Consider the following 23,976-nt stretch of genomic DNA (forward strand, 5'->3'; position numbering starts at 1 on the left):
AATCTCACCTTATCCTTTCGTCTTTGATTATCGCACCATCTTCGAGAGTTATTATCCTTGTGGCTTCCTGTCCTACAAGCGGATCGTGCGTGACTATTATTATCGTTTTTCCCGATTCGTTCAACCTTTTAAAGATATCCAAAATCCTTCTCCACTGATTGGTCGCAAGGTTACCTGTAGGCTCATCGGCAAGGATTACGGCAGGATCATTTGCAAGTGCGCGTGCTATAGCCACTCTTTGCTGCTGGCCCCCTGAGAGTTGATTGGGTCTGTGAAAGGCCCTCTCTTCTGGCTCTTCAAGACCTACCAATTTTAAAAGTTCCATAGCCCTTTTTCTTCTCTCTGCCCGTGGTACACCCGCGTATATCATTGGAAGTTCAACATTTTCAATGGCCGTAAGATTCCCTATAAGGTTAAAACTTTGAAATACGAATCCTATCGTTTTGTTTCTGAACTTTGCGAGTTGAAAGTCATTCATGTCTTTGACTGCCGTTCCTTTGATTATGATATCGCCGGAGGTGGCCCGGTCGAGGCACCCCATTATCTGCAAAAGCGTTGATTTGCCACTTCCGGAATGGCCCATTATGGCGGTGTAAGAACCTTCTTCTATCGAAAAAGAGACGCCCTTTAAAGCCTCAACCTGAATATCCCGACCCATATCGTAGATTTTTTTGACATTTTTTAACTCCAAAAGGGCTGCCATAAGATATCATCTACCCACGAAACCAAGTCCACGGAAAGCATTATTCTGGGTTTGTGACAAGGCCTTCATTATCAAAACGTCGCCTTCCTTAACACCGCTTGTAACCTGAACCATCATACCATAGCGATTTCCAAGGACCACTGGTTGTCTTTGATAACCAGAAGGAGTCTTTAACAGCACATATCTTTGGCCATTTTGATCTGTGAATACGGCTTGAAAAGGAATAAGGAAGCCTTTAGAGGTGCTTATGATGAGATTCACGTTGCAATCAAGGCCGTAAACAACACCGTATTTTGAAGGATCCTGATCGAATTTTATATTTATAGGTATTACCGTCAATCCACTCTGGGTCGTCGCAAAGGGCTGGACAAATGAAACTGTTCCTGTAAGTTGCAAATTGTTAAGTTGAGTGAAGGTTATTATGGCCTTCTGACCAACATGTATGTCCGCAAGATCTACCTCGCTAACGTAAGCGTTAACCCACATATTCGTGTTTTGTATTATAGTTATAAGGTTTGAAGAGGATGTCTGGGCATTGACAAAATCCCCCGTTGCAACATTTAAAGTTTGTATGAATCCCGTTGCAGGTGATGTTATCGTCGTGTAATTCAAATTCTCCTGCGCAAGTTGAAGCGCGAGTCTGTACTGTTCTATCACAGAAGAGGCCGCGCGTGTGAGCAGCGCGTTGTAATAATTGTTAAGGGCCTGGATGTAATTTAACTGGTACTGGGTTGGATTCAACTTTGCAAGAGGCTGGTTCATCTTCACGAGTTGGCCTTGCTGGACGTAGACATTGGTTATCTGGCCCGAAATGTAAGGGCCTATGTTGTAAACATTGGATGTTACCTGTCCAACGAGCGGAAGATAATTTCCTATACTCGTCGCACTTACAGTGTAATTGATGTGAGGTCCATTTATTACCTCTAAGTCCGGATTTGTGGAAGAAGTTGAAGTTGCGGCAGGTTTTCTGAATTCAAAATACCACACGGCACCGGCTACTACAACTGCTATTATGACTATAACGACAATCCATTTTTTCAAATTGTTTCACCTCCAAAAGGCATCCCTTCCATTTGCATTATTTGAATTTTATTCAACAAGATTTGCTGTTGAACCCTTTCTTGATTCAAAAGTGCTATTTGGTAATTTATATTAGCAAGCGCGTAATCATCAAAACTTTCAAGTCCTTTTTCGTAAAGGGCTTGGATTGTCTGAAAATTCTGAAGAACCGTTTGAACGCTATTCTGGGCCGCTAAAAGATTTATTTGAAGAGTTTTCTGGTTCAAAAAGAGCCCGTTAAGCGACAAAATGTCAGTAGTTGTGGCGTTCTGCAGGTTCTCCTGTCCTATACTAACATTTGTCAACCTTTGCTGGGATTCCAAGATATTCAATCCTCCATTCAAAATCGAGAAGTTCAAACTCAAAGACAGAGACCACTTTGAAGGATTGTTTACCGGCAGTAAAAAGGTTATAGACGGATTTGGAATGAACGGCAGGTACCATAAATCGGCCTGGTATTTGTACGCCTTGTACTGATACTCGAGCGCCTGAACATCTTGCCTTTGGGATACAATCTGGCCTACATCCACATTCGTCGAAACATTTGAAGTCAGGGATGAAACGAAGGAGATCGTGTCTTTGTACAGTTCAGTTGAATATGGCGTAAAGTTTGGAAGAGACTGGATGGAAAGCATCGAATTTTTGTAATTTTGAAGAGACGTCTGGGCCGAAAGCAATTGCTGGTAGGCGTTGTTTTGCTGGGATTGATTCAATGGATTTATCGATTTGTAAACGTCTTCAAGAACTTGTACTTCCTGAGAATAGAGATCTATCATTCTCTGGTAAAAATACCAGTTAAAGATATTTTGAACGAGTGTGTTTAAATAGGACCATTTTGTGACCTCTAAATTCCACAAGGCGTTAGAATAAGAGGATTTCGCCTCCATTAAATTTGCACCGTTTTCGACTATCAAATTCCTTGAAGCGCTTATATAAAGATTACCAAAACTGAAATTGTTCAAATTCAAAGGTAATGATAGTCCTATTTGAGTGGAATAAAGATTCAAAAGTCCAAATGTGAAATTCAACTGGGACGTGACAGAGACTCCAGATGAATTTAATGTAAGGGCCGATGTTGTAAGACTTAAGGTCGGGTAAAAGACTGAATTTACGGCATTTAAATTGTTTTGAGCCTGAATTAACTGGAGATTGGCATTTTGGTATGTTGGATTTTGATTGAGACCCATATTATAGATGGACCAAAAATTAACATTTGAAGCAAAGATCATGGCCGGCAAGATAAGAATTGGCACAAGAAGGAATTTTTTCACTTAAGAACCACCTCCGGCTTCAGGCCTATTGAAAGCAGATAGGAAACCAAGTCATTCCAATAGGTTTGCAGTGCGTTGTAATATGAAAGTTCTGTGTTTAAATAGGGTATTTTATACTGGCTTAGATAGGTTGAATGGGATATCAGGCCCGAATTGTAGGCATTCGTGTAAAAGTCAAGGTTATTCTTTGCGATATCCAAATTTGCCTTCGAATTCAAAACATTTTCATAATCGTATCTGAGTTTTTGAATGGCCGAAGAGTAATTGTTCTGGGAGTTGAGAATCGCATTTTGAAGATTCAAAGAGGCCTGTTCGACCTGCATCTGGGCCAACTTGAGAGTATACTGGGACGCATTTGATGGCGTTATTTCAAGGTTATACTTGGCATTTTGAAGATTAAGATTTGCAAGTGTAACGTTTGGATCGTTGTTGATCCACATAGTCTGACTTGATGGAATTGTTGAAAGATCTGGGAAGGTGAAATCGATATTCCACTTTAGACCCGTCGTGTTTGTGAAATTCGAAAGGGCAAAGTTGTAATTCCATGACGCATTTTTGACGCTATTTTGATCTGTATCTACAGTTATTGAAGCCTGCTGGAGAGATATTGTCGATGCCATAGACTGATTGAAAAGTGCGAGAGTGCTTGCGTAATTCATAGTTGAAACGTCCAAATTCATCTGGGCTATTTCGAGGTTTATCTTTGCAATTTCGACTCCAAAGGCCGAACTCAAAATATTTGAATAATAATTTTTGAGATTATTCTGGTATGTTTGAAGGCCTGTGTTGTAGGCGATTTGAGCCGATATGACAGATCCTTGATTGACGATTGGAATGGAGGCCTGAATCATGTTCATCTGGTATGTCATACTTGCCTGTTCGAGACTAAGAGTGGCAATATGGAATATCGTATTCGTCGCCTCGGCACTTTGAAAAAGTTGTGGTAATGTCATCGAAAATGCGTAAACTGGGATGACGAATAGAATGAGTATCAAAAATCTTTTCATATTTCCTCCTTAAAAATGCGTGCGGCAATCACCGCACGCCTTCTTTTTTAAAGGATTCTTTACTGGGCTTTAAGTTGAAGCGTCTGAATTAAAGTATCATAGAAAGGTAAATTGACAAAAGTGTAGACAAGATCCGGAGACCTTAAGATCTGCATTCTTGCATTTCTTCCAAAATTCTGCAAAAGGTTCATCATGTTGTACATCTGCTGTGGATTAACCTCAACGTTGAATCTGAAATTTCTATTTGGTAAGGCCTGTCCTATTTCATTTCTTGCGTTTGGACCGAGTAATTTGCGCTGCATTTCAAGACCTGTTTTCTCGAAATACTGCTGGAGAAGGGTTACCTGCTCGAGTGTGATCGTCGATTTGACTTCAGTTATCAAATTTTCCGTTAATTTCGCGTACTGAGAATCAAGTTTTGCAATTTCACTCTTTGCCGCGCTTACCTGCGTAGCGTCATTTGCAACAAGGGCATCTCTTAAAGAAGTCAATGCCTTTATTCTCTGATCCTGAAGGGCATTAACCTGCGTTTTGAAATCTTTGAGATAACTCTCTAAAGCAGAGGCCTGAGCCGATGTCAATTTCATTGCGTTAAATACCTCAAGAAGACCGATCTGCGTTTGAAGTTGAACTGCCTGAGACTCCTGAACAAAAGCATTTGCTCCAGAAAGCAATCCACCGAGGGAAAGAGTTGTTGTGGAAGACGCCGCAAATATTCCCGTCACAAGTACGGGTATGAAGAGAAGAACTAAAAACTTTTTCATCTAACCACTCCTTTCGAATTTTTGTTTCTATCTATATGACCTTCAAAAGGAGTGGTATGTTTTATTTTTTCAAATCTCTTTCACAACTTATTCTTTTCCCCTGTCAGGTGTGTATTTCTCTGCGGGCACTATGGTACTTATGGCCGCCTTGTATATCATGCTGCTTTGCTTTTGATCCTCTGATTCAACAAGGACAACAAAGGGATCGAAGTCCTTTACGAAGCCCTTTATTTGCACGCCATTTGTCAGGTATATCTTTACCTCCGTTCTGTTCTTCTGAATAAAACTCAAAAAACTGTCCTGCAAACTTTCTTTCGCCATAATTTTTTCCTCCATGTTCATTTTTTTATGATAAGTTTGGTCTTTTTCATTCTGCGCCTTTCTATGAACTTAATTATTGGACAGCGCATTTTCCACCTTTCAACTAACTTCATTCTATCACCTCTGTTCAAACCCCTTCGATATCCTCTTTAAGAAAATCAGAAGCGTAAAGACAAAGATCGTGATAAAGACAAAGGTCATCTTCATGCCAAAAAATTCAATAGTTACACCAAATATTATCGGGATCAAGGTGCCTATCGCCGTCAAAATAGAAAAGAAATAACTATTTGCCCGATTCCTTAACTCTGGTGGAAAGGTTCGGGTCAACGTCAACAAAGACAATGGATAGGTTAGACCATGTGGAATTCCAAGGATCAAAAAAGAGATTGAATAAATGAATATATTGTTCGAGATCAAAAGAATTATAAGGCCTAAGCCTGTCAAAAGTGTCGATACAAGCATTTGTAAAGGTATATTTTGTGGGGGTTTAATCGTTAAAAAAAGCCTGCTTACAAATGATGTAGAAAAGAAAAGTGAAAACATCAGTGTCACGATGGCATAGTTGACATGAAACATTTCTTTCGCGTAAATGCCTCCAAAGACAGTTATCATCGCAAATGGCACATTGTACATTAAGTTGTTTATGACAGACATCCTAAATCCGACATTTTTAAAGATATGGCTTGCCCTGACGGTGGTAGTTTTGACCTCTTCTTGAGGAAATTTTATGAAAAAAGAGAGAATAGCCGTCAGTATTCCGAAGATTCCAAAAAACACGAAGGTTTGTCTCAAAGATATTTTCGTTAGAATCGCAGATTCAATGGTAGGTCCGACTATCAATGATAAACTAAGCGCAAGCGTGTAAATCGAGACGACCCTCTCCCTTACCCTTTGATCCGGATAAAGGCTTGCAGAAGTGATTATATTTGGCATCAAGGCTCCCAAGACGAATCCCACCGCGATAGAAAGTATCCATACACTTATGAAATTGGCAATGGCAAAAAAAGGAAAAAGTATGGCGTAAATGATGGAAGATGTTATAAAGAGTATTCGCCTGTCTTTTGATTTTAGACTGGAATTTATGAATCCACTCATAAAAAAGGTCGATACGGAAAAAATGGCAGATATGAGTCCTATCATGACCCCGTTGAAATTAAGATTGTACTTCACAAGCAATGGGATGGTAGTTGCCAACATGTTGTTGCTTGCCCTGACCGCAAAGGTCATAGAAACTATTACGAGGATGGAATATATTATAGAACTCAAGATTCCTTCCCCCACTCAAGCACAACGGTGATCTCACCGACGGGATCAACTTTTTCACAAAGTTCGCACGGAGTGCCCCTGTAAAATGTCTGGTTTATCTTGGTCATTTCCCTCGCAACGAAAACCCTCGAATGTGGAGAGAGTGTGCATATCTCTTTGAGCGTATCATTTATCCTGTAAGGAGATTCAAAAAAGACCACTGGTATACCAATATCAAACATTTCACGCAAGATCTTTCTGAGTTTAGATCCGCGCGGAAGAAAGCCCAAAAACACGAAGTGTGAAGCGTTAAGACCGCTCGCGGCCACAGCAGATACAACAGCGCTCGGACCCGGTATGACATCTACCTCTATACCATTTTCATGGCATTCATTCACAAGTTTCATTCCGGGATCTGATATAACGGGCATCCCTGCATCGCTTACAAGCGCGTAATTAGTACCCTTTTTCATCTCTTCCAAAAGATAAGGTATCTTTTTCGATGCGTTGTTATCGTTGAAAGATATAAGCGCTTTAGATATCTCAAAATGAGTTATCAATTTCATCGTTCTTCTTGTGTCTTCGCACAAAATAGCGTCTACCGATTTCAAAGTCTCCAAGGCCCTGTAAGAAATGTCTGAAAGATTTCCTATAGGAGTTGCCACTATCTTTAATCCCATACTTTGGCCTCTTTTAAATATTTTTCAAAATCAACATCTGTTTTAAGTGGATGAAACTCTATATTTAAAGTCTCGATAAAACCTTCAAGGATTGCCTTTTTCAATTCGTCCATCGTTATTTTGAGATGTTCTTCGATCGATGTCATCGAATCTTCAAGAATTTTATCGAGACTCTCACTGTTTTTGAATGAATTCGCGTATTCTTTCACGTGCGATTTGAAAGGAATGGATCCGTGCTGGAGTATCTTTCCATTTCTTCTTACCTGTGCGCTTCCGACCAATTTTTTGCCATCAACAGAGATTTCGTAAACAGAAGTTACGGCAAAACACGCTGAGTTTCTCATGTAATTTTTTTTGTCCCTCGAAATACGACAGTCTAAATTCAATCTTTTTAGCCCGTTCAAAATCGCACGCGAAATCTCGAGATAACTTTCCAAAACGCTTTTATTTGACATAGAAGCAGGTAAGATGACCGAATATGTGAGTTCGTCGTAGTGCAAAACGGCCCTGCCTCCGCTCGGACGTCTCACAAGATCGAAGCCCATTTTTCTTATAAAATCAATGTTTAGATCCTCTGTACGCTGAAATCTTCCTATGGAAAGTGCTGGTGGATACCATTCATAAAACCTTAAAATAGGCTCATCTTGGACGCTATCTAAAAGGGCAAGATCGTAAGCCATATTTTTAAATCCATCCATAATCCCAGAATCTACTAATTGCCAGATCATTCAACTCTCCAAAACTGTAGATTTTGAATAAACGATAAGATATCTTGAGGCTTCTTTTGACGGATACATAACTCTCAAATTCATCGTTCTTTCGAATTTCAAATTTTCCACCCTGACAGTTGATAATTCCTGCTGATCTATCTTTGCTTTAAAGATAGCCACAAGTCCGCCTTCTTTCAAAAATTTGAGAGAATATCTTAAAGTCCTATCGAGCGGTCCTATTCCTCTCGAAACTACAAGATCAAAATCCTTTTCTTCCAACTCTTCAAGTCTCGATGTCACAACCTTTATCCTTTCGAATTTCGCCTCATCGACTATTTGTCGCAAAAGGGCAGTCTTTTTGTACGAGGCATCTACAAGCAAAAATTCACTCTTTTTGAAGTAAACTGACATTGCCACTCCGGGATTTCCAAAGCCGGTCCCCATATCGAGACAACGCAAAGGATCAACAAGATTTCCAAGTGCTTTTGCGGCAACAATTGGCTCGACCACAAAAACGTAAGGTATTTCACGGGCCGAAACAGAAGTTAAGGCATGGATATTTCCCCATTTTTCGAGTTTTTTTATGTACAGCGTCAATCTATCGATGTCCGCCTGATCGAGATCTATCTGGTTCATCTTCAGAGGCCCTAAAAGTTCCATCTCAATCATCTACTCCATTTCGAGATATTATGCCACTTATTATGTATTTTCTTGCCATCAAAAAGACAACAACAACGATTACGATATTCACAATCGATCCTGCTCCGAATATATTCCATTTTGAATAAGTAAGACCGTACTGACCCACTAAATTATACATTGTCATTGATACGGGATACAAATTCTGGTTATTCAAAAATATAAGTGGAATCACGAATGAACTCCAACTGTCTATAAAAACAAATATTATTATAGTCCATAAAACGGGCAAACTCAAAGGAAAAATTATCTTTAACATCCTTGTAAATCCATTTGCTCCGTCTATCATCGCAGATTCTTCTATATTTTTCGGCAATTCGATCAAAAATGGGTAGAGTAAAAAATACGAAATGGCCGCGGCATGAACGCTAAGAATTAGCGCAACTCCAAAATAACTGTTCAGAAGATCTAAAAATCTAAAGGTTATTGCAAGAGGAATAAGCGTGTGCATGCCTGTAAAGAGCGATGAGACGAGAATGACAATTCCAAGTCTCAGTGCACTTTTGTTGTGAACGGCAGCGTATGTTGCCGGAAAGATGGTAAGTATCGCTATGAGAATAGCCATTACGCTTATTATGATGCTGTTGATTATCGCTTGGCCAAAATCGTAATTTTGAAAGAGAGAGACAAAGTTATCGAAGGTAAAACCATCCGGTAAAAAAGAAGAGATTGGCAAAAGATTTTCTCTCGAAAAGCCCATAGCAAAGACATTCCAAACCGGCAGAAAGATTATCACAGTCCATAATCCCATCCATCCGATCTTTAAAATCTTCCAGAAGGCCTTCGATGGGTTCAAGCGCGAGACGTATATTCTTCCTTCGAAGACAAGCGTTGCAGAGAGAATCAAAGAGATAATGCTCGATATGCTTATACCGCCAAACCCGTTTTGAGACACGCTTAGAATCAGATATCCAAGATCGATCAAGCCACCTGCCATGATGTATTTTTTGAATTTGCGCCTTTTTAGATACAAAACAAGCGCGACAAAGTAAAAGAAGGCCGGGAAAATCCCAAAGATGCCAGATCCCATACCCCACAGATCGAATAAAAGATGGACAAGCACAAGTGATAAGATCAAATTTCTTTTCTTTTTTGAGAATCTGTAATTCCATCCTATAAATGCGAGTAAGACCATCACGATCCCTATTGCCGTTGAATATGCGCCAAGTACACCGTAATTTTGAGTAAGACTGAATTTATCATACATTAATACACCAAGCGTTGTCGTCGATCCCACTATTGACTTAAGGCCAAAGCCGGAGACAAGTGCCGGACCTCCGCCCGTCATAAGAAAGATGGTTGAAAATTCTTTGAAAGACTCAAGAAAAATTATGAAAAGGTATGGAAAGACGACGGGAAAAGTTTGCGGGATGTAAACATTCAAAGCGGTCTCTAATGGATTGGCTCCTTCCATTTTGACAAGATCTCTTAGGTTTGGAGAGATCGTCTGAAGGCTACTCAATATGACAAGCGTTACCATCGGAATGCCGAGCCATGCCGCAACAAAAGCACTCCATAAAAAAGCGGCCGGTATATTCGTGGTAAGATCGAATGGCATTCCGAAAATGCGCGAAAGCAATGAGTCTCCACCGTATCCCTCTATTAAAGAGGTCCACGAGATCACGCTTATGTAAGATGGGATGGCCCACGGTAGTAAGACTAACGTGTAAAACAAAGAGGAAAATTTTTTCATAGAGTAAATCGAAATAGCCAGAAGATAAGAGACAGCGATCTCGATTACCATCACGGTCATCGCCCATAGAGCCGTTATTTTAGACGAGAGAATAAATCCTGGATCAAAAAAGGCCATTTTAAGGTTTTTGATGCCGGCAAATTTCATCTCCGGTGGGAAGAAATCAAAAAAGGAAATTCCAACTCCCCATACGAAAGGAAAAAAATTGACGAGAAACAATAAAATTGCAAGGGCTAAAGTATAAACCGGCTTTGCCCTTGCAACTGTTAGAGAAAAAATCAAAAGACTTACCGAAAACAAAAGCCAAAAAAAGTTCATTTAGCCTGAGAATTTATGTATTCCTGTGCCTTTTGAAGAGACTCGTCGAGAGACATTTGTTTCGTAAGGTACAACTGTAACGCGGTCGTTATAGCATTTGAATAAGCATCGTTGAAGATCGTCGTAGTCGGTACGATCAAGGCATTTCTCGCGCTTAAATCCATCACTTTGAAGAAATCGTTTGAATTCTCCAACTCATGCAAAGCATCGATACTGGCGGGTAATTTGTAGGTTGATTTGCAAAAATACACTTCGTTATCCGGCCTACTTATGTAGTCAAGAAATGATCTTACAGCCTTGTTATCCGTGAAGATTACAAATCCTTTCGCATCAAAGGTTGGAGGTATCATCTTACCGTCGAGAGTTGGATAGGGAAGTATCGTGAAGTCAAGTTTTGACGAAAGGAAATCTGGTATCAAAAATGATCCCTGAATTAACATGCCGGCCTTTCCAGATTTGAAAGACTGGATAAGGGCAGATTTATCGTAAGAAACCGCTATTTTTTTGACGTTGAATATATCTTTGTAAAATTCAAAGGCCTTCTTTGTACCGTCGTTGTTGACTATTGGTACACCATTTTCCATCGGAATTTTGCCTCCGTTAAATGCCGCATAGAAAGAATTGAAAAAGTAAGAAGAAAAAGCGTTCATCGAAAGTCCTACATGACCCGTTTCTTTAATTGAGGAGGCAACCTCTTCAAAGTCATTCAAGGTCCAGTCGTAGGGGAGAGATTTTTGGTAAATGCTCCTGTTAAGGTAGACAACCTGAAGATCGGCGTAATAAGGATATGCGTAAAGTTTACCATTTAATTTGAAAGCATCCATAAATGCTGGCAAAGTAGAGACTGTCGAGATGGGGGTTATGACTTTCGCATTTGCAAGCATGCCAATCACGTCATTGCGCACAAGCGCTATATCCGGCAATTGCGTTCCGGCGCTCAAAGAGATCTGGAGTTTTTGTGTCATGTTTGGAATGTAGACGAGATTAACGTGATAAAGGGACTGGGATTCGTTGAATTTGTTCACAAGGGTTTCGAACTCCTTTTGTCCCTCCCAACTGAACCATACGTTGATATTCACAGTCGCAAATGCATAGATTGAAATGATCAAAAGCGAAGTTATAATGAGTACCTTCTTCACCATCTTCACCTCCAATACAGATCAAGCAATACAAACAAAGTTGAAATTCCGAATGATCACTTACTTCAGATGACAGGATGCCTCCAAGTCCGGCGCAGTTTGCAAGAACCAGACATCGAACGGGGCACCTGCCTGAGCGACTATTGGTTAAATGAATTTAGTATAGTCAACAATTTGGGACGCAGCGCGTAATCTTCAATTTCTTCTTCGTGCCACCCGCCTATCTTTTTTTACGTACCTTTTTTCGAAATCACTTCTGTCTCTTATCTTTTCGATCGCTTTGAATTCGCGCTTTCTAAAATTCTTCTCATTCATCTTCAAAAGTGCCGCCACGACTTCTACTTCGGAAAACTCCTCGACAAGCATCTTTGCGTTCTCTATATATCTTTTATATCCTTCTCCTTCAAGTTCTTCTCTTATCTTGTTTAAAAGTACGGTCTTGCTTTTGTTTTCGACATCTTCTATCGATGGTATTTCGAGTTTTTCTATCTTTCCGGCATATCTTTCTATTTCGTGTAATTTGTAAATCTCATGAGAGGTGACGAATGTGAAAGCAATCCCGCTCTTTCCCATTCTGCCGGTTCTTCCGATTCTGTGGACGTAATACTCGTTGTAATTTGGAAGATCGTAATTGATAACGATCTCGACGTCCTTTATATCGAGACCACGAGCCGCTACATCCGTTGCCACAAGTATTTTAACGTTTTTAGATTTAAAAGCATTCATGACTTTGTCCCTTTGAAATTGTTTTATATCGCCATGAATTGCGTCAGCGAGATAATTGTTTTCTTTTAAAGCAGACGAAAGATCATCGACGGTTTTTTTGGTGTTGCAAAAGATCATCGCACTTTGAGGATTGTAAATATCGAGTATTCTAAAGAGCAATTCGTTCTTATCCTTTTCTTTCACGCTAAAGTAGTGCTGGTGGATGCCGCTAACAGTTAACTCTTTCGAAGGAACTTTTATAAGGATCGGATCCCTTTGAAATTTCTTTGTGATCTCGATTATAGGTTTTGGCATTGTGGCAGAAAAGAGCAGGGTCTGTCTCTGAGGTGGAACCTCTTCGAGGATTGTTCCAACATCATCTATAAATCCCATGTTAAGCATTTCATCGGCCTCATCTATGACAACCATTTTGATGCTGTCCAATTTTATGCTTTTCCTGCGAAGATGATCGATAAGTCTTCCGGGAGTTCCAACTACCACTTTGCTTTTTTTAATGGCCCTTATCTGGTAAGAAATCTCTTGGCCACCGTAGACTGTGACAACGTCTCGAGGATCGATGAACTTTTTGAACTCGCCGGTTACCTGAAGTGCAAGTTCCCTTGTGGGACACAAAACAAGTATCTGCAAGCCATCTCCCGTTATATTCTCAATTGCCGGAAGGATGTAAGCAAAGGTCTTTCCTGTTCCCGTCTGGGCCTGACCTATTACGTCCTTCCCCTTCAAAGTTGGCGGTATTGCCAACGACTGGATTGGCGTCGGTGTGTTCACTCCTATTCTCTCAAGTGCGCTAAGAGTGTTCTCCGACAAATTTAAATCTGAAAATTTAACCATACGTGTTTCCTTTCTTTTATAGATATTCAATTATATCCTTTATATACTACGATTTTCCATCTCGTTGTGTGAATTTTTCCTCTTCATCGAAAATGAGAGTATCAATTCCGTCATCACCATGACAGGAATTACGCTGAATCCAACAAAGATACCAAAGGCATTTGAAAGGCCGCTCACGATCCATTGGGACAGCGTCGCCCCTATCCCAACGAAAAAGACAAAGATTCCCATGAGATTGCCTATTCCAGCCCCGGCCTTTTCTATAAGCATAAGTTGTATAGTTGGATACGTACTTGCAAAAAAGAAACCGCTAAATAATATGAAAAACATCGAGATGTATAATTGCGGTATCACTATGGAAAAAATAACGCCAGCAAGGGAAAATGTGACTATGAAGATTAACCATATTTCGTTTTTTACCTTGATATAACTTGCAAATAACCTCCCGACGAACATTCCAATCCAGAAGATCGCCGAAGACAGTGCCGCCGTTGCAACGTTGATATGCCTGAAATTCGTCAAAAAGGTCGTTATCCAAGAAGAGTAAGTCGCTTCATATCCTACGTATATTCCTATCATGGCGTATATCATTACGAAAAATGCGCTGAATGCGTTGAATTTTTGGGAAGAGACGGCAGGCCTTTCTTTTATATTTCCTATTTTCAAAGACACGACTAATGAGATAAACGCTATCACCGATGCGAAGAGATATGAGAATTGCCAGTTAATTCCATATTTTATAAAGAAAGATACGACAAATGGACTTACAAAAGATCCAAGGGCAAAGAGTGCGTTGACCTTGTTAAGTGTACTCGAAACATTTTCTTCCAAAGATCCGATCAACGCACCTATGCCGGTCTCTATAAAACCCATCCCTATGTTCGTCGAAAAATTGGCAATGGAAAGATTTAAAAAATCATGGACAAAAAAGAAATAAAAAAGTCCTACCGCTGAAATCAAAGATCCGAGCATCGCTATTCTCTTAAGACCTATCCTGTGGGCAAAGAGAGCGCATATCAAAGATCCGCCTATGTATCCTCCCGTGCCAAGCATCATAACGTATCCGCTTTGAGAATAATCCATGCCAAATTCTTTCATCGCAAGTGGCAGGGCGCTTGGAAGGATCATCACGAAAAATCCAAACGCAAAAAAAGCGAAATAAGAATATTTCTTTATCATGCTTTAAGTATATGGAAGTTATTCAATATCACAAAGGTTACGTAATACATTGGAACGGAGATCAAAAGACCATCTATCCTGTCCCAAAAACCTCCGTGGCCGGGCAATATATTGCCGGCATTTTTCAACTGACGATTTCTTTTGAAGACGGACTGTGTTATATCTCCGACCGTGTCAAAGAATGAAAATACGGCCGAAAGCACAAAGATTGAGATCCAACTGAAATGACGCCAGCCAAAGAATGGGTAAAGTACAGAATCATATATCAAAAAGAAGATTATAAGAAAGACAAAGCCACCTATTATTCCCTCTATTGATTTTCCCGCACTTATTCTTTTGATGAATTTATGCTTTCCCCATCTTGACCCGACAAAATACGCGGCCGAATCAAAGACAAAGGCAGATCCTAAAGCGCTCAAAGAATAGACCGCATCGAATTGGGCATATATGAGAATGAAAAAAGCAAGGTTAAATGAAAGATACCAAAGTCCCATCGTTCCGTAAACTATGTTTCTTTCTATAATCTCGTTGGGATCTTTAAATGCTATCGCAAGAAAGAATCCCAAACTCATAACGAAAGAATAGGCAAGCACTATCATCGCCGGATTGTGAACCAAAAAACCAAAGACTACGTTGAGTCCGGGTATGGCAATTATGTAAAAGTACCTGTGAAATTTTCTCGATCCGTTAAGCGTTATTTGAATGTAATTGTAACCGGCAAGACCCACAGCGATCGCCGAAAGGGCAACGGTACTCCAAAAATTGAAAAAGCACAAAATCGCTAACGGTATTGCCACAGCAGAGGTTATAAGACGTATTTTTGTCTCTTTTTTCATTGAATTCCTCCGAATCTTCTCTGACGCTTTGAAAAGTCATCAAGGGCCATTTCAAGATCATTTTCCGAAAAGTCCGGCCACAACACATCTGTGAAATAGAATTCCGTGTAAGCCATCTGCCAGAGCATGAAATTGCTTATTCTCTTCTCCCCGCCGGTCCTTATTAAAAGATCGGGATCCGGCTGACCGGCCGTGTAAAGATAAGATTCAAAGTTCTCACCTTTTGATTCTTTAGCGGCCTTAAGAATCTCATATCTTCCGCTGTAATTGACGGCAAGATTTATAACCATACCGGTACATTTGGAAGTAAGAAGTTCAGAATTGAGACATACATCTCTCGTTTCCGGACTTAACGCGTCTATGTCTCCAATAAAGTGCAATCTTGCGTTTTTTTCTATCACTTTGTTGATTCTATCGCTTAAATATTTGACAAGAATATGAAAGATCATCTTTATCTCTTCCGGAGGCCTTTTCCAGTTTTCGGTCGAAAAAGAAAAAAGAGTTAGGTATTTGATCCCTCTGTCATTTGACCATTCAATCACATTCTCGGCCACACTGGCACCCTTCCAGTGACCTTCGTAGCGTGGAAGGTTCCGATTCGTGGCCCATCTTCCATTTCCGTCCATTATTATTGCAAGGTGAAGTGGAATCAAAACTCCATTATCTCCTTTTCCTTCTCCTCGAAGATCGTATCGAGTTTTTTCACGTATTCATCCGTTAACTTTTGAAGGCTTTCTTCTAAACTCTTCTCATCATCCTCGCTTATCTTTCCTTCATCCTTTTGATCTTTCAAGACTTTGAGAATGTCCCTTCTTATATTTCTAACCGCTACTTTACCATTTTCAACGATTTCTTTTGACTTTTTCACAAGGCTCTTTCTCTGTTCGGTTGTCGGTGAAGGGAAGTTCAACCTTATGACGGATCCGTCATTTACTGGGGTAATACCGAGTTGGGAGGCCAAAATGGCCTTTTCGATTAAAGGCAGAAGGGTCCTATCCCACGGCTTTATCAAAAGAGTCCTCGCTTCAGAAACCGATATCGACGCAACCTGTGAGACAGGGGTGGGTGTACCGTAATAATCCAGTTTAACCTCATCAAGCAAAGCAACAGAAGCCCTGCCGGTTCTTATATGCATAAGTTCTGTTTTAACTGACGCGATCGACTTTTCCATCTTTTCTCTGGCCTGACTTATCAATGGATTAACTGCCATTTTCGATACTCCCCTTTCAAGAAATTGATTTCTTTTAATTATATCACACGAATTCAAACTATTTGTTGAAGATAAGCGTTCCTATCTGTTCTCCTTTAAGCACCTTCAGGAAGTTTCCACGGGTGAAGAAGTCCATGACGATTATCGGAATAGAGTGAGATTTGCACAGGGCAAAGGCTGCAGTATCCATAACTGTGAGATTCAAGTTTATAGCCTCTTCGAATGTTAATCTTTCGAATCTGCTCGCATCGATGTATTTTTTGGGATCTTTCGAATAAACTCCATCGACCTTTGTTCCTTTTACAAGTAAATCGGCATTCATCTCTGCCGCGCGCAATGCCGCCGCCGTATCGGTTGTGAACAAAGGATTCGAGGTGCCGCCTGCAAAGATAACAACTTTATTCTCCTCAAAGGCCCTTTCTATAGCATCATAGGTAAGAGTCTCAACAGAAGGCAGATCTATTATTTTCGAAAGCACAACGGCACCTATTCCACGCTTTTTCAAGGCAGAAAGGAGATAAATCGAGTTTATAACTGTCCCGAGCATGCCTATCTGATCCGCATTTATGGATCCGACATAAGATAACTCCTCTCCTCTGAAAAGATTTCCAGCCCCTATGACTATTCCAAGTTTGACATTCGTTTGAAGGGCCTGATATATCTCATCTACTATTATTTCTCCCATTTTGTAGTCTATGCCCTTCTTTCCCTCTCCAGAAAGTACCTCTCCACTCAATTTCAAAAGTACCCTCTTATACATATAGCACCTCGTCCAAGGAAATAAAAAAGGTGAGCAATACGCTCACCCTTGACCTATTTCAAATCTGACAAACCTGCCAATCGAAATATTTTCCCCTAATTTTGCTATTGCCTCTTTTATCATGTCTGAAATAGTTTTTGACTCATCGAGGAAGAACTTTTGTTCCATAAGACAATTTTCCTCGTAGAACTTTTCAAGTTTGTTCTCAACTATCTTCTCAAGTGCCTGTCCCGTCTTTCCGGTTGCTGCATATTGGGCCCTGTATATTTCCTTTTCCTTTTCCAATGTCGCAGGATCGACATCTTCCCTGCTTATGTATTTGGGATTTTGCATGGCAATATGTTTGCATATTTCCCTTCCGAGAGATTTGAATTCTTCTGTCTTGGCGACGAAATCTGTCTCGCAATTCAGTTCTAACATCACGCCAACTCTTCCGTTGAAATGGATGTAATCGATTATCCATCCATTGTTGGCAGCGCGTCCCATCTTCTTGTCCGCCTTAGATAGACCTTTCTTTCTCAATATTTCCTTGGCTTTTTCCATGTCTCCTCCGCTCTCTACAAGGGCGTTTTTGCAGTCCATCATTCCGGCACCGGTCATGTCTCGAAGTTCTTTAACCTTTATAGCAGAAATTTCCACTGCTTTCCTCTCCTTTCAAATCTATCCGAAAAAGATTTTACCATTTATCCATATCAAAATCAAAACCCATCCTCAAGGATGGGTTTTCTGGTCGGGGCGACTGGACTTGAACCAGCGACCTCCTGCGCCCCATGCAGATGCGCTAGCCATCTGCGCCACGCCCCGATTACATATAGAATACCATAAAAAAGATGAATTTTCAATTATTTTGTTGAAGAACCGGCTGGAGATTTCTTGAAATCGGTCGTGTAATAACCATTACCTTTGAAGACGATCGTCTCAAGATTTCCCATCTGCCTTATCATTTTGCTACCGCACACCTCGCATTTTACTTCATCTGCTTCGGAAAATTTTTTCAAAAGCACTTCCTCATGCCCACATTTAGGACAGACATATCTGTAAAGTGGCACCTCGATCGCCTCCATTTTTCTTTTTTTAACTCTCAAGGAAGATTTTAACATTAACTCATTAACTTACATTTAAGGTTGTGTCAATAAATTTTTGCCCTTTCGTACTGAAATGGCCATTCCAAATCTATGCCAGCCTCTTTTGCGCATTTCAATGGCCAGTAAGGATCTCTCAAAAGTTGGCGCCCGACAAAGACAAGATCGCAATGCGAATTGATGGCAAATTCGGCAAGTTCGTAAGAATTTATAAGCCCACCGCCAATCGTCGTTAAATGCGTCTGAGATCTTATCTTTTTCGCATTCTCGAGCATGTACCCGGGATAAACCTTTATTTGCTGTTCGTGAACTACTCCACCACCGCTGACATTCACACCATCTATACGCTTTCCGAGAATCTTAAGTACTTCTACTGTATCCTCAACATCATTTCCGCCTCTCGCGTAATCGGAGGCCGAAACCCTGACCCACAATGGTTTATGCCAATTTTCTCTTATTCCATCGACTATTTCGGACAAAAACTTAGTTCTATTTTCGATGCTTCCTCCGTACTCATCTTCTCTTTTATTCGTAAGAGGCGAAAGAAATTCATTTATCAAATATCCGTGGGCGGCATGTATTTCTATCCCATCAAAGCCTGCCATTTCTGATCTTCGGGCGGCCATAGAAAATTTCGCGACGATCTCCTTTATCTCGGACTTTGTCATCTCGCGCGGTTTTGAATAATTTTCGCTATACCTTATGGCCGAAGGGGCAATGGGTTCATCAGTCGCTTTCGACTTTCTTCCGGCGTGGGCAAGTTGAATTGCGATCTTCGATCCGCCTTCATGAACGAGATCTACGAGTTTTTTAAGGCCTTCTATCTGCTTGTCCTCCCATATTCCCAGATCATTTTTAGAAATCCTCCCGTCCGGATCGACTGCCGTTGCCTCGATGACTATAAGTCCAGTCCCTCCGACGGCCCTTGTTTGATAATGTGAAAGATGCCATGACTTCACCACTCCCGTCCCGTCGGACGAATACTGGCACATCGCCGGCATGACAATTCTGTTTTTGAGTTCGAGATCTCCGATCTTTATCTTTTCAAAAAGCATGATAGCCTCCTTAAAGTATCTCAGAAGCGAGAGTTGAAAGATCCGATCTTACGCCTATAGAAAGCGTAAGATGACCCGCGATCTTCTGATTTGCGAATTTTGCCGTCACGTAAGAAAGGCCATTCGAAAAGGCATCAAGATAAGGGCTGTCTATCTGGGAAATATCTCCGGTTAGAACTATCTTTGTTCCAATACCTGCACGCGTTATTATGGTCTTTACCTCGTGAGGGGTCAGATTTTGAGATTCATCGACTATTATGAATTGATGGGGTATCGTCCTTCCCCTTGTGTAACTTAAAGCCTCAACCTGAAGAAAGTTGAGCGAATCTATTTTTGAGATGGATTTTCCCGCATTGTCGAATAGAAATTCAAGGTTGTCTCTTATGGGCTCAAGCCATGGCTTCATCTTTTCTTCGGCGCTGCCCGGAAGGAATCCTATGTCCTTTCCCATGGGAATGACCGGCCTTGTGACGGTGATCTTTTTGTATATCTTCGAGTTTGTAACCATTTCAAGGGCTGCCGCTATCGAAAGAAGCGTTTTTCCAGTTCCTGCTATTCCCATAAGAGTAACGAGGTTAAGGTCTGGATCGAGCAAAAGATCGAGTGCCATTGATTGTTCAAAGTTAAGAGGATGTATGCCCCATACATTCGTATTTTGATCTACCGAGATTGGAATGAATTTCCCATTTTTAAATCTGAATATCTTCGAATCGAATTTAACGAATTCATTTTCCCTTACTTTGTTCTTCACGGGATCGAAGTTTTGAGGATCTGAATTTACCTCTAAATATCCCCTGAAAAGGGCCATTTCATCTGTTTTGTCCTTTAAATAATCCTGTGCCTCGATTCCGAGGGCATCTGCCTTTATTCTCATGTTTATGTCCTTGCTGACAAGGATGGTCTTTAGATCGGGAGTTTTTCTGATTATTTCCATGGTGTAAAATAGTATCCAGTCATCCATGACCTTGTCCGATAAAAATCTCGGCATTTCTTTGAAATCCTCTATTACCTCGACTTTCAACGTGCCACCGCCGTCTATTTTAACGCCCTTGAACAACTTACCATTTTTTCTTAAGTTGTCGAGTTCTCTTGCCACCTGTCTTGCGCTCATTCCGATCTCGCCGGGTCTGCCTTTGAGTTTGTCTATCTCTTCAATGACGGGCAATGGAATTATGAGATTGTTGTCTTCAAAGGAATGGATCGCATTCGGATCGTGGATCAAAACGTTCGTATCGAGAACGTAATTCTTTATCATTTCAAGCCTCCCCTCTCAACATTCTGCCAATTATCTTTCCATGGCACGTAGCGTAAGTTATCGATCTTGTGTGACCGCTACAGTCACCTATGAATTTGAGATTTCTATACCTTTCGTTGTTTATCTTCTTCGAATAGAATTTAACCTCGACTGCGTACATCAAATTATCCGGGTAAGCAATAGCCGGCACAACCTCGCCAAGTTTTTCTATGAACTCGGCAATTGATATGGCTATTCTTCTTGGGAGGACGAGATTTATATCTCCAAGGATGTAATTCTTTTCACTCAACGTTGGCTTTACCCTTCCTATCCTTTTTGTTCTTTTATTCTCAAGAAATTCCGCGTAAGTCTGGAGTATAACCTTTCTTCCTCCAGCAAGAATATTTCCGAGTTTACTTATGTATGTTCCGTATCCTATCGGATCGTTGAATGGCTCGGTGAAAGACGTGCTGCAAAGGACCGCGAAGTTCGTGTTTTCGCTGCTTCCATTCGAATTGGAATGGCCATTGACAGTGACGAAATCTTCGTACTCCTCGAGCACCACCTTACCAGATGGGTTGTTACAAAAGGTCCTTACCATGTAGCCGGTCTTTGCCCTCATTCTAACCTTGAACTCGTACATCTCTGCGTTCAATTTTTCAACGGCGTGATCTGGCAATTCGTACCTTATTCCAACATCCACTATATTTCCGGATGTAACAAGTTCTGGATGATCTGCCGTAACGGTTTTTATAAGACCATGTCCGGATCTTCCCACCGCCACAACAACGTAATCGAAGAGTTCTTCAAAGTCCGTGCCAGTAACCCTTATTTTTTCTCCTTCTAACTTTATATTTTCAACCTTTATGCCAAAATGGAATTTTACATTCTTGAATGAAGAAAATTCATCGTAAATTCTTCCAAGAAGATTCTTCAATTTATCAGTTCCTATATGATAAAAATAGGCATTGACAGGTTCGAATCCCTTTGAATAAAACTTTTCAAAGAATGGAGAATTCCTGTCAAAAGATATTCCAGTCTTTACCTCTTTTCTTTCTGCCTCATCGAGTTTTTCAAGATAGAAATTCACGACTTCTTTTTGAGTTTCAAGCGGTATCTCTATCTCTCCTCCCATGCTTGAGGAGACAAAGAGTTTCCCATCAGATCTTATTCCAGAGATGCTCGAACTGTAGATGTCGGGAGATCTTTCTATCACGTGTATTTCATTGTCAGAATCCTTTATCTCATCGATGAATCCTATCGCGGCCGCTCCAAATCCAATGACGCCTATTTTCATAATTTCTCCTTTATTATTTCAACGATCTTCTCGGAGGCATTTCCATCGCCATATATGTTATCCATTTCCTCGGGAAGAGGATGGTTAAATACGCCTTCATAGATCATCTCATCGTCTGCGTCGACGAGGATATTCCACCGAGATTCTATCAATTCTATCCATCCAGTATCTTTCATCATCACGACACCGGGCACTTTCGCAAAATACGCCTCCTTTTGAAGGCCCCCGCTGTCTGTAACGACACGAAAGGCATTGCACGTGAGGGCAACGCTTTCGTCATATCCAACCGGATCTATTATTTTTATGTTTTTTGTGAATTTGAAAAGATCGAATTCGGAGATTCTTTTTTTGGTTCTCGGATGAAGTGGAAGGATTACATCCATCCTTTCAGACACCTTTGATAAACCTTTCAATATGGATTCGAGTCTCTCTTTTACATCCGTATTGAAATCCCTGTGGATGGTCGAAAGGACGTATTTTTGAGGTTTCAGATCGTACTTATCGAGTACGCTTTTCATATCTGTCTTCTCTTTTATCTTGATAAAAACATCTAACATAACATCTCCGGTGAAATAAACCCCATCTCTTATTCCTTCGGCCTTAAGGTTTTCTATGGCTTTTAAAGAAGGACAAAATTTGAAGTGAGAGATTCTATCAGTCAAAACCCTGTTTATCTCTTCGGGCATGTCCTTCGGTTCCTGTCTTAGACCGGCTTCGACATGGGCGACGGGAATCTTCAGTTTTGCCGCCGTCAGGGCGCCGGCAAGAGTCGTATTCGTATCTCCGTAGACAAGGACAAGGTCGGGTTTTTCATCGATTAGAATCTTTTCAAATTCCATCATAATCTTTCCCGTCTGTTCCGCGTGAGTTCCAGATCCGACTCCAAGATTGTATTTCGGATTTTTTATTTCGAGTATCTTAAAGAAAATGTCTGACATGTTGAAATCGTAATGCTGGCCCGAATGAACAAGAACTTCTTCTATTCCAAATTCTTCCAATTTTTTTCCAATCAACGCTTCTTTTATGAACTGCGGTCTTGCTCCGACTATAGATACTATCTTCACCTTCAACCTCCAATTGTGGCACTTATAACATCCATGAACTTCTCAACACTTTGTTCGGTTCTCCACGGTGGCCTGTAACCATTGTAACTCTTTGCTATCTCGATGTCTCTTTCGAGATCGAGTTCTTCTTCATCTACAGAATAGAAATAAAGTTTTTCCGCGAGGTACTCTGACAGATATTCCTGTTCCGTCTGTCCCGGCGTCGGCACAAGAAGACCCTTTTTCCCAAGTTCGACCATATCCATTATGGTAGAATATCCAGATCTCGCTATCACGAACTTTGCCCTGTTCATAAGTTCGTCTCTCAATCCCTTTCCGGCATAATTTATCACTTCAACATTTGGTATTTTCAACTTCTCGGCATTTTCTGGCATTCCGCGCACAAGCACAACATTTCCCTTTAGAGCGCCTATCTGATCCACTATTTTCTTTTCGAAAACGCTTCTACTCGGCTCTCTTCCGGAAAGAGAGATGAGATAATCTATATCCTGAGGAAGGTTCATTCTTTGGTAATCTGAAAGAATTCCTATGTATTTGACCTGTTCTGGATCGATGTAAGAAAGGTTGTGAGAAAGATTTCCGGTTAACCCTCCGTTAAAAGGAAAATCTGGAACGATGAATTTTGTAAAGGAATTTCTGAAGTAATAGTTAAACCTTTCTGTTTGATTTTTCAAAACCGAAAGAAAATTAGGTGGAACATACCTTAACTGATGAAATATGAAAAACGAAGGTTTTGACTTATCGAAAACTCCGTATTCGGAATCGGATATCAGTACGTCTATGTCAAGATCTCTCGACAATTTAATTACTTCTCTGTGTTCCTTCATTATGGCATTTATAATGGCCGGCATCATCAAAGTGATTCTCAACCCAAAAGTGCCATTCTTAGTGTAAGGGCTTGGATATTCGACGCTTTCTATGTATTCACATTTGTCTCCGAATTCTTTTTTCAACGCTATTAAAGGTCTGTCCGAAGTGTATATGAAGAGTTTGTGACCTTCGTCTACGAGTCTTCTCATTATTGGTAAACTGCGCGTCATATGACCTAAGCCCCATGTACACAGGCCGTATAAGACTTTCAATTTCTAACACC

The 23,976-nt window shown here is 40.6% G+C and carries 25 protein-coding genes and 1 tRNA gene; all 26 read right to left on the reverse strand.

Going from position 1 to position 23,976, the window contains the following annotated elements; genetic code table 11:
- Positions 1-4: 4 nt before the first annotated feature.
- The 26 genes from ATHSA_RS00075 to ATHSA_RS00200 all read right to left on the reverse strand — a co-directional run bounded on the left by ATHSA_RS00075 (position 5) and on the right by ATHSA_RS00200 (position 23,965).
- The gene (locus ATHSA_RS00075) at positions 5-703 is read right to left on the reverse strand and encodes an ABC transporter ATP-binding protein (protein WP_161847162.1); all 699 of its coding nucleotides are present in this window, start codon (positions 701-703) and stop codon (positions 5-7) included.
- Positions 704-709: 6 nt separating this feature from the next.
- Positions 710-1,744 (reverse strand): efflux RND transporter periplasmic adaptor subunit, encoded by a 1,035-nt coding sequence (locus ATHSA_RS00080; RefSeq protein ID WP_161847163.1) that lies wholly within the window; start codon positions 1,742-1,744, stop codon positions 710-712.
- Positions 1,741-3,033 carry a TolC family protein gene (locus tag ATHSA_RS00085; protein ID WP_161847164.1) on the reverse strand — a complete coding sequence of 431 codons (1,293 nt, stop codon included), beginning with the start codon at positions 3,031-3,033 and terminating at the stop codon, positions 1,741-1,743. Before ATHSA_RS00085 ends, ATHSA_RS00080 begins: the two co-directional genes overlap by 4 nt.
- Positions 3,030-4,040: a TolC family protein gene (locus ATHSA_RS00090; protein ID WP_161847165.1), complete on the reverse strand. Its 1,011-nt coding sequence runs from the start codon at positions 4,038-4,040 to the stop codon at positions 3,030-3,032. The genes ATHSA_RS00085 and ATHSA_RS00090 overlap by 4 nt, the downstream gene beginning before the upstream one ends.
- A 59-nt stretch (positions 4,041-4,099) precedes the next feature.
- Positions 4,100-4,804 (reverse strand): periplasmic heavy metal sensor, encoded by a 705-nt coding sequence (locus ATHSA_RS00095; RefSeq protein ID WP_161847166.1) that lies wholly within the window; start codon positions 4,802-4,804, stop codon positions 4,100-4,102.
- 87 nt (positions 4,805-4,891) lie between these two features.
- Complete coding sequence (gene hfq / locus ATHSA_RS00100) at positions 4,892-5,125, reverse strand: RNA chaperone Hfq (protein WP_161847167.1); 234 nt, start codon at positions 5,123-5,125, stop codon at positions 4,892-4,894.
- Between the two features lie 117 nt (positions 5,126-5,242).
- Positions 5,243-6,391 (reverse strand): MFS transporter, encoded by a 1,149-nt coding sequence (locus tag ATHSA_RS00105; protein WP_161847168.1) that lies wholly within the window; start codon positions 6,389-6,391, stop codon positions 5,243-5,245.
- Complete coding sequence (gene rsmI, locus ATHSA_RS00110) at positions 6,388-7,050, reverse strand: 16S rRNA (cytidine(1402)-2'-O)-methyltransferase (protein ID WP_161847169.1); 663 nt, start codon at positions 7,048-7,050, stop codon at positions 6,388-6,390. The genes ATHSA_RS00105 and rsmI overlap by 4 nt, the downstream gene beginning before the upstream one ends.
- Entirely contained in the window at positions 7,041-7,778 is a 738-nt protein-coding gene (locus ATHSA_RS00115) for a lipoate--protein ligase family protein (protein WP_161847170.1), read from the reverse strand. Before ATHSA_RS00115 ends, rsmI begins: the two co-directional genes overlap by 10 nt.
- Positions 7,779-8,429 carry a 16S rRNA (guanine(527)-N(7))-methyltransferase RsmG gene (locus ATHSA_RS00120; protein WP_161847171.1) on the reverse strand — a complete coding sequence of 217 codons (651 nt, stop codon included), beginning with the start codon at positions 8,427-8,429 and terminating at the stop codon, positions 7,779-7,781.
- Entirely contained in the window at positions 8,422-10,452 is a 2,031-nt protein-coding gene (locus ATHSA_RS00125) for an ABC transporter permease (RefSeq protein ID WP_232060092.1), read from the reverse strand. Before ATHSA_RS00125 ends, ATHSA_RS00120 begins: the two co-directional genes overlap by 8 nt.
- Before the next feature lie 14 nt (positions 10,453-10,466).
- Positions 10,467-11,609, reverse strand: a complete 1,143-nt coding sequence (locus ATHSA_RS00130) for a sugar ABC transporter substrate-binding protein (RefSeq protein WP_161847173.1) — start codon at positions 11,607-11,609, stop codon at positions 10,467-10,469.
- 195 nt (positions 11,610-11,804) lie between these two features.
- Positions 11,805-13,142, reverse strand: a complete 1,338-nt coding sequence (locus ATHSA_RS00135; RefSeq protein ID WP_232060093.1) for a DEAD/DEAH box helicase — start codon at positions 13,140-13,142, stop codon at positions 11,805-11,807.
- A 63-nt stretch (positions 13,143-13,205) separates the two neighbouring features.
- Positions 13,206-14,345: an MFS transporter gene (locus ATHSA_RS00140; protein ID WP_269473931.1), complete on the reverse strand. Its 1,140-nt coding sequence runs from the start codon at positions 14,343-14,345 to the stop codon at positions 13,206-13,208.
- Positions 14,342-15,181, reverse strand: a complete 840-nt coding sequence (locus ATHSA_RS00145) for a phosphatidate cytidylyltransferase (protein ID WP_161847176.1) — start codon at positions 15,179-15,181, stop codon at positions 14,342-14,344. Before ATHSA_RS00145 ends, ATHSA_RS00140 begins: the two co-directional genes overlap by 4 nt.
- Entirely contained in the window at positions 15,178-15,834 is a 657-nt protein-coding gene (gene uppS / locus ATHSA_RS00150) for a polyprenyl diphosphate synthase (RefSeq protein ID WP_161847177.1), read from the reverse strand. Before uppS ends, ATHSA_RS00145 begins: the two co-directional genes overlap by 4 nt.
- The gene (gene frr / locus ATHSA_RS00155; RefSeq protein ID WP_161847178.1) at positions 15,831-16,391 is read right to left on the reverse strand and encodes a ribosome recycling factor; all 561 of its coding nucleotides are present in this window, start codon (positions 16,389-16,391) and stop codon (positions 15,831-15,833) included. The genes uppS and frr overlap by 4 nt, the downstream gene beginning before the upstream one ends.
- Before the next feature lie 58 nt (positions 16,392-16,449).
- Complete coding sequence (gene pyrH / locus ATHSA_RS00160) at positions 16,450-17,151, reverse strand: UMP kinase (protein ID WP_161847179.1); 702 nt, start codon at positions 17,149-17,151, stop codon at positions 16,450-16,452.
- A 42-nt stretch (positions 17,152-17,193) separates the two neighbouring features.
- Positions 17,194-17,790, reverse strand: coding sequence for a translation elongation factor Ts (gene tsf / locus ATHSA_RS00165; RefSeq protein WP_161847180.1), 597 nt, complete (start codon positions 17,788-17,790; stop codon positions 17,194-17,196).
- A gap of 88 nt (positions 17,791-17,878) precedes the next feature.
- Positions 17,879-17,955 (reverse strand) — tRNA-Pro (locus ATHSA_RS00170).
- Positions 17,956-17,993: 38 nt separating this feature from the next.
- Complete coding sequence (locus ATHSA_RS00175) at positions 17,994-18,251, reverse strand: FmdB family zinc ribbon protein (RefSeq protein WP_232060094.1); 258 nt, start codon at positions 18,249-18,251, stop codon at positions 17,994-17,996.
- Positions 18,252-18,280: 29 nt separating this feature from the next.
- Complete coding sequence (gene namA, locus ATHSA_RS00180; RefSeq protein ID WP_161847181.1) at positions 18,281-19,288, reverse strand: NADPH dehydrogenase NamA; 1,008 nt, start codon at positions 19,286-19,288, stop codon at positions 18,281-18,283.
- 10 nt (positions 19,289-19,298) lie between these two features.
- Entirely contained in the window at positions 19,299-20,543 is a 1,245-nt protein-coding gene (locus tag ATHSA_RS00185) for a PhoH family protein (RefSeq protein ID WP_161847182.1), read from the reverse strand.
- A gap of 1 nt (position 20,544) precedes the next feature.
- The gene (locus tag ATHSA_RS00190) at positions 20,545-21,819 is read right to left on the reverse strand and encodes an NAD(P)/FAD-dependent oxidoreductase (protein WP_161847183.1); all 1,275 of its coding nucleotides are present in this window, start codon (positions 21,817-21,819) and stop codon (positions 20,545-20,547) included.
- A complete protein-coding gene (wecB, locus tag ATHSA_RS00195; protein ID WP_161847184.1) occupies positions 21,816-22,883 on the reverse strand; it encodes a non-hydrolyzing UDP-N-acetylglucosamine 2-epimerase in 1,068 nt (355 codons plus the stop codon). Before wecB ends, ATHSA_RS00190 begins: the two co-directional genes overlap by 4 nt.
- 2 nt (positions 22,884-22,885) lie before the next feature.
- Positions 22,886-23,965, reverse strand: coding sequence for a glycosyltransferase family protein (locus ATHSA_RS00200; protein ID WP_269473932.1), 1,080 nt, complete (start codon positions 23,963-23,965; stop codon positions 22,886-22,888).
- Positions 23,966-23,976: the final 11 nt, after the last annotated feature.

It is taken from the genome of Athalassotoga saccharophila, assembly GCF_009936215.1.
GTDB classification, from domain to species: Bacteria; Thermotogota; Thermotogae; order Mesoaciditogales; family Mesoaciditogaceae; genus Athalassotoga; species Athalassotoga saccharophila.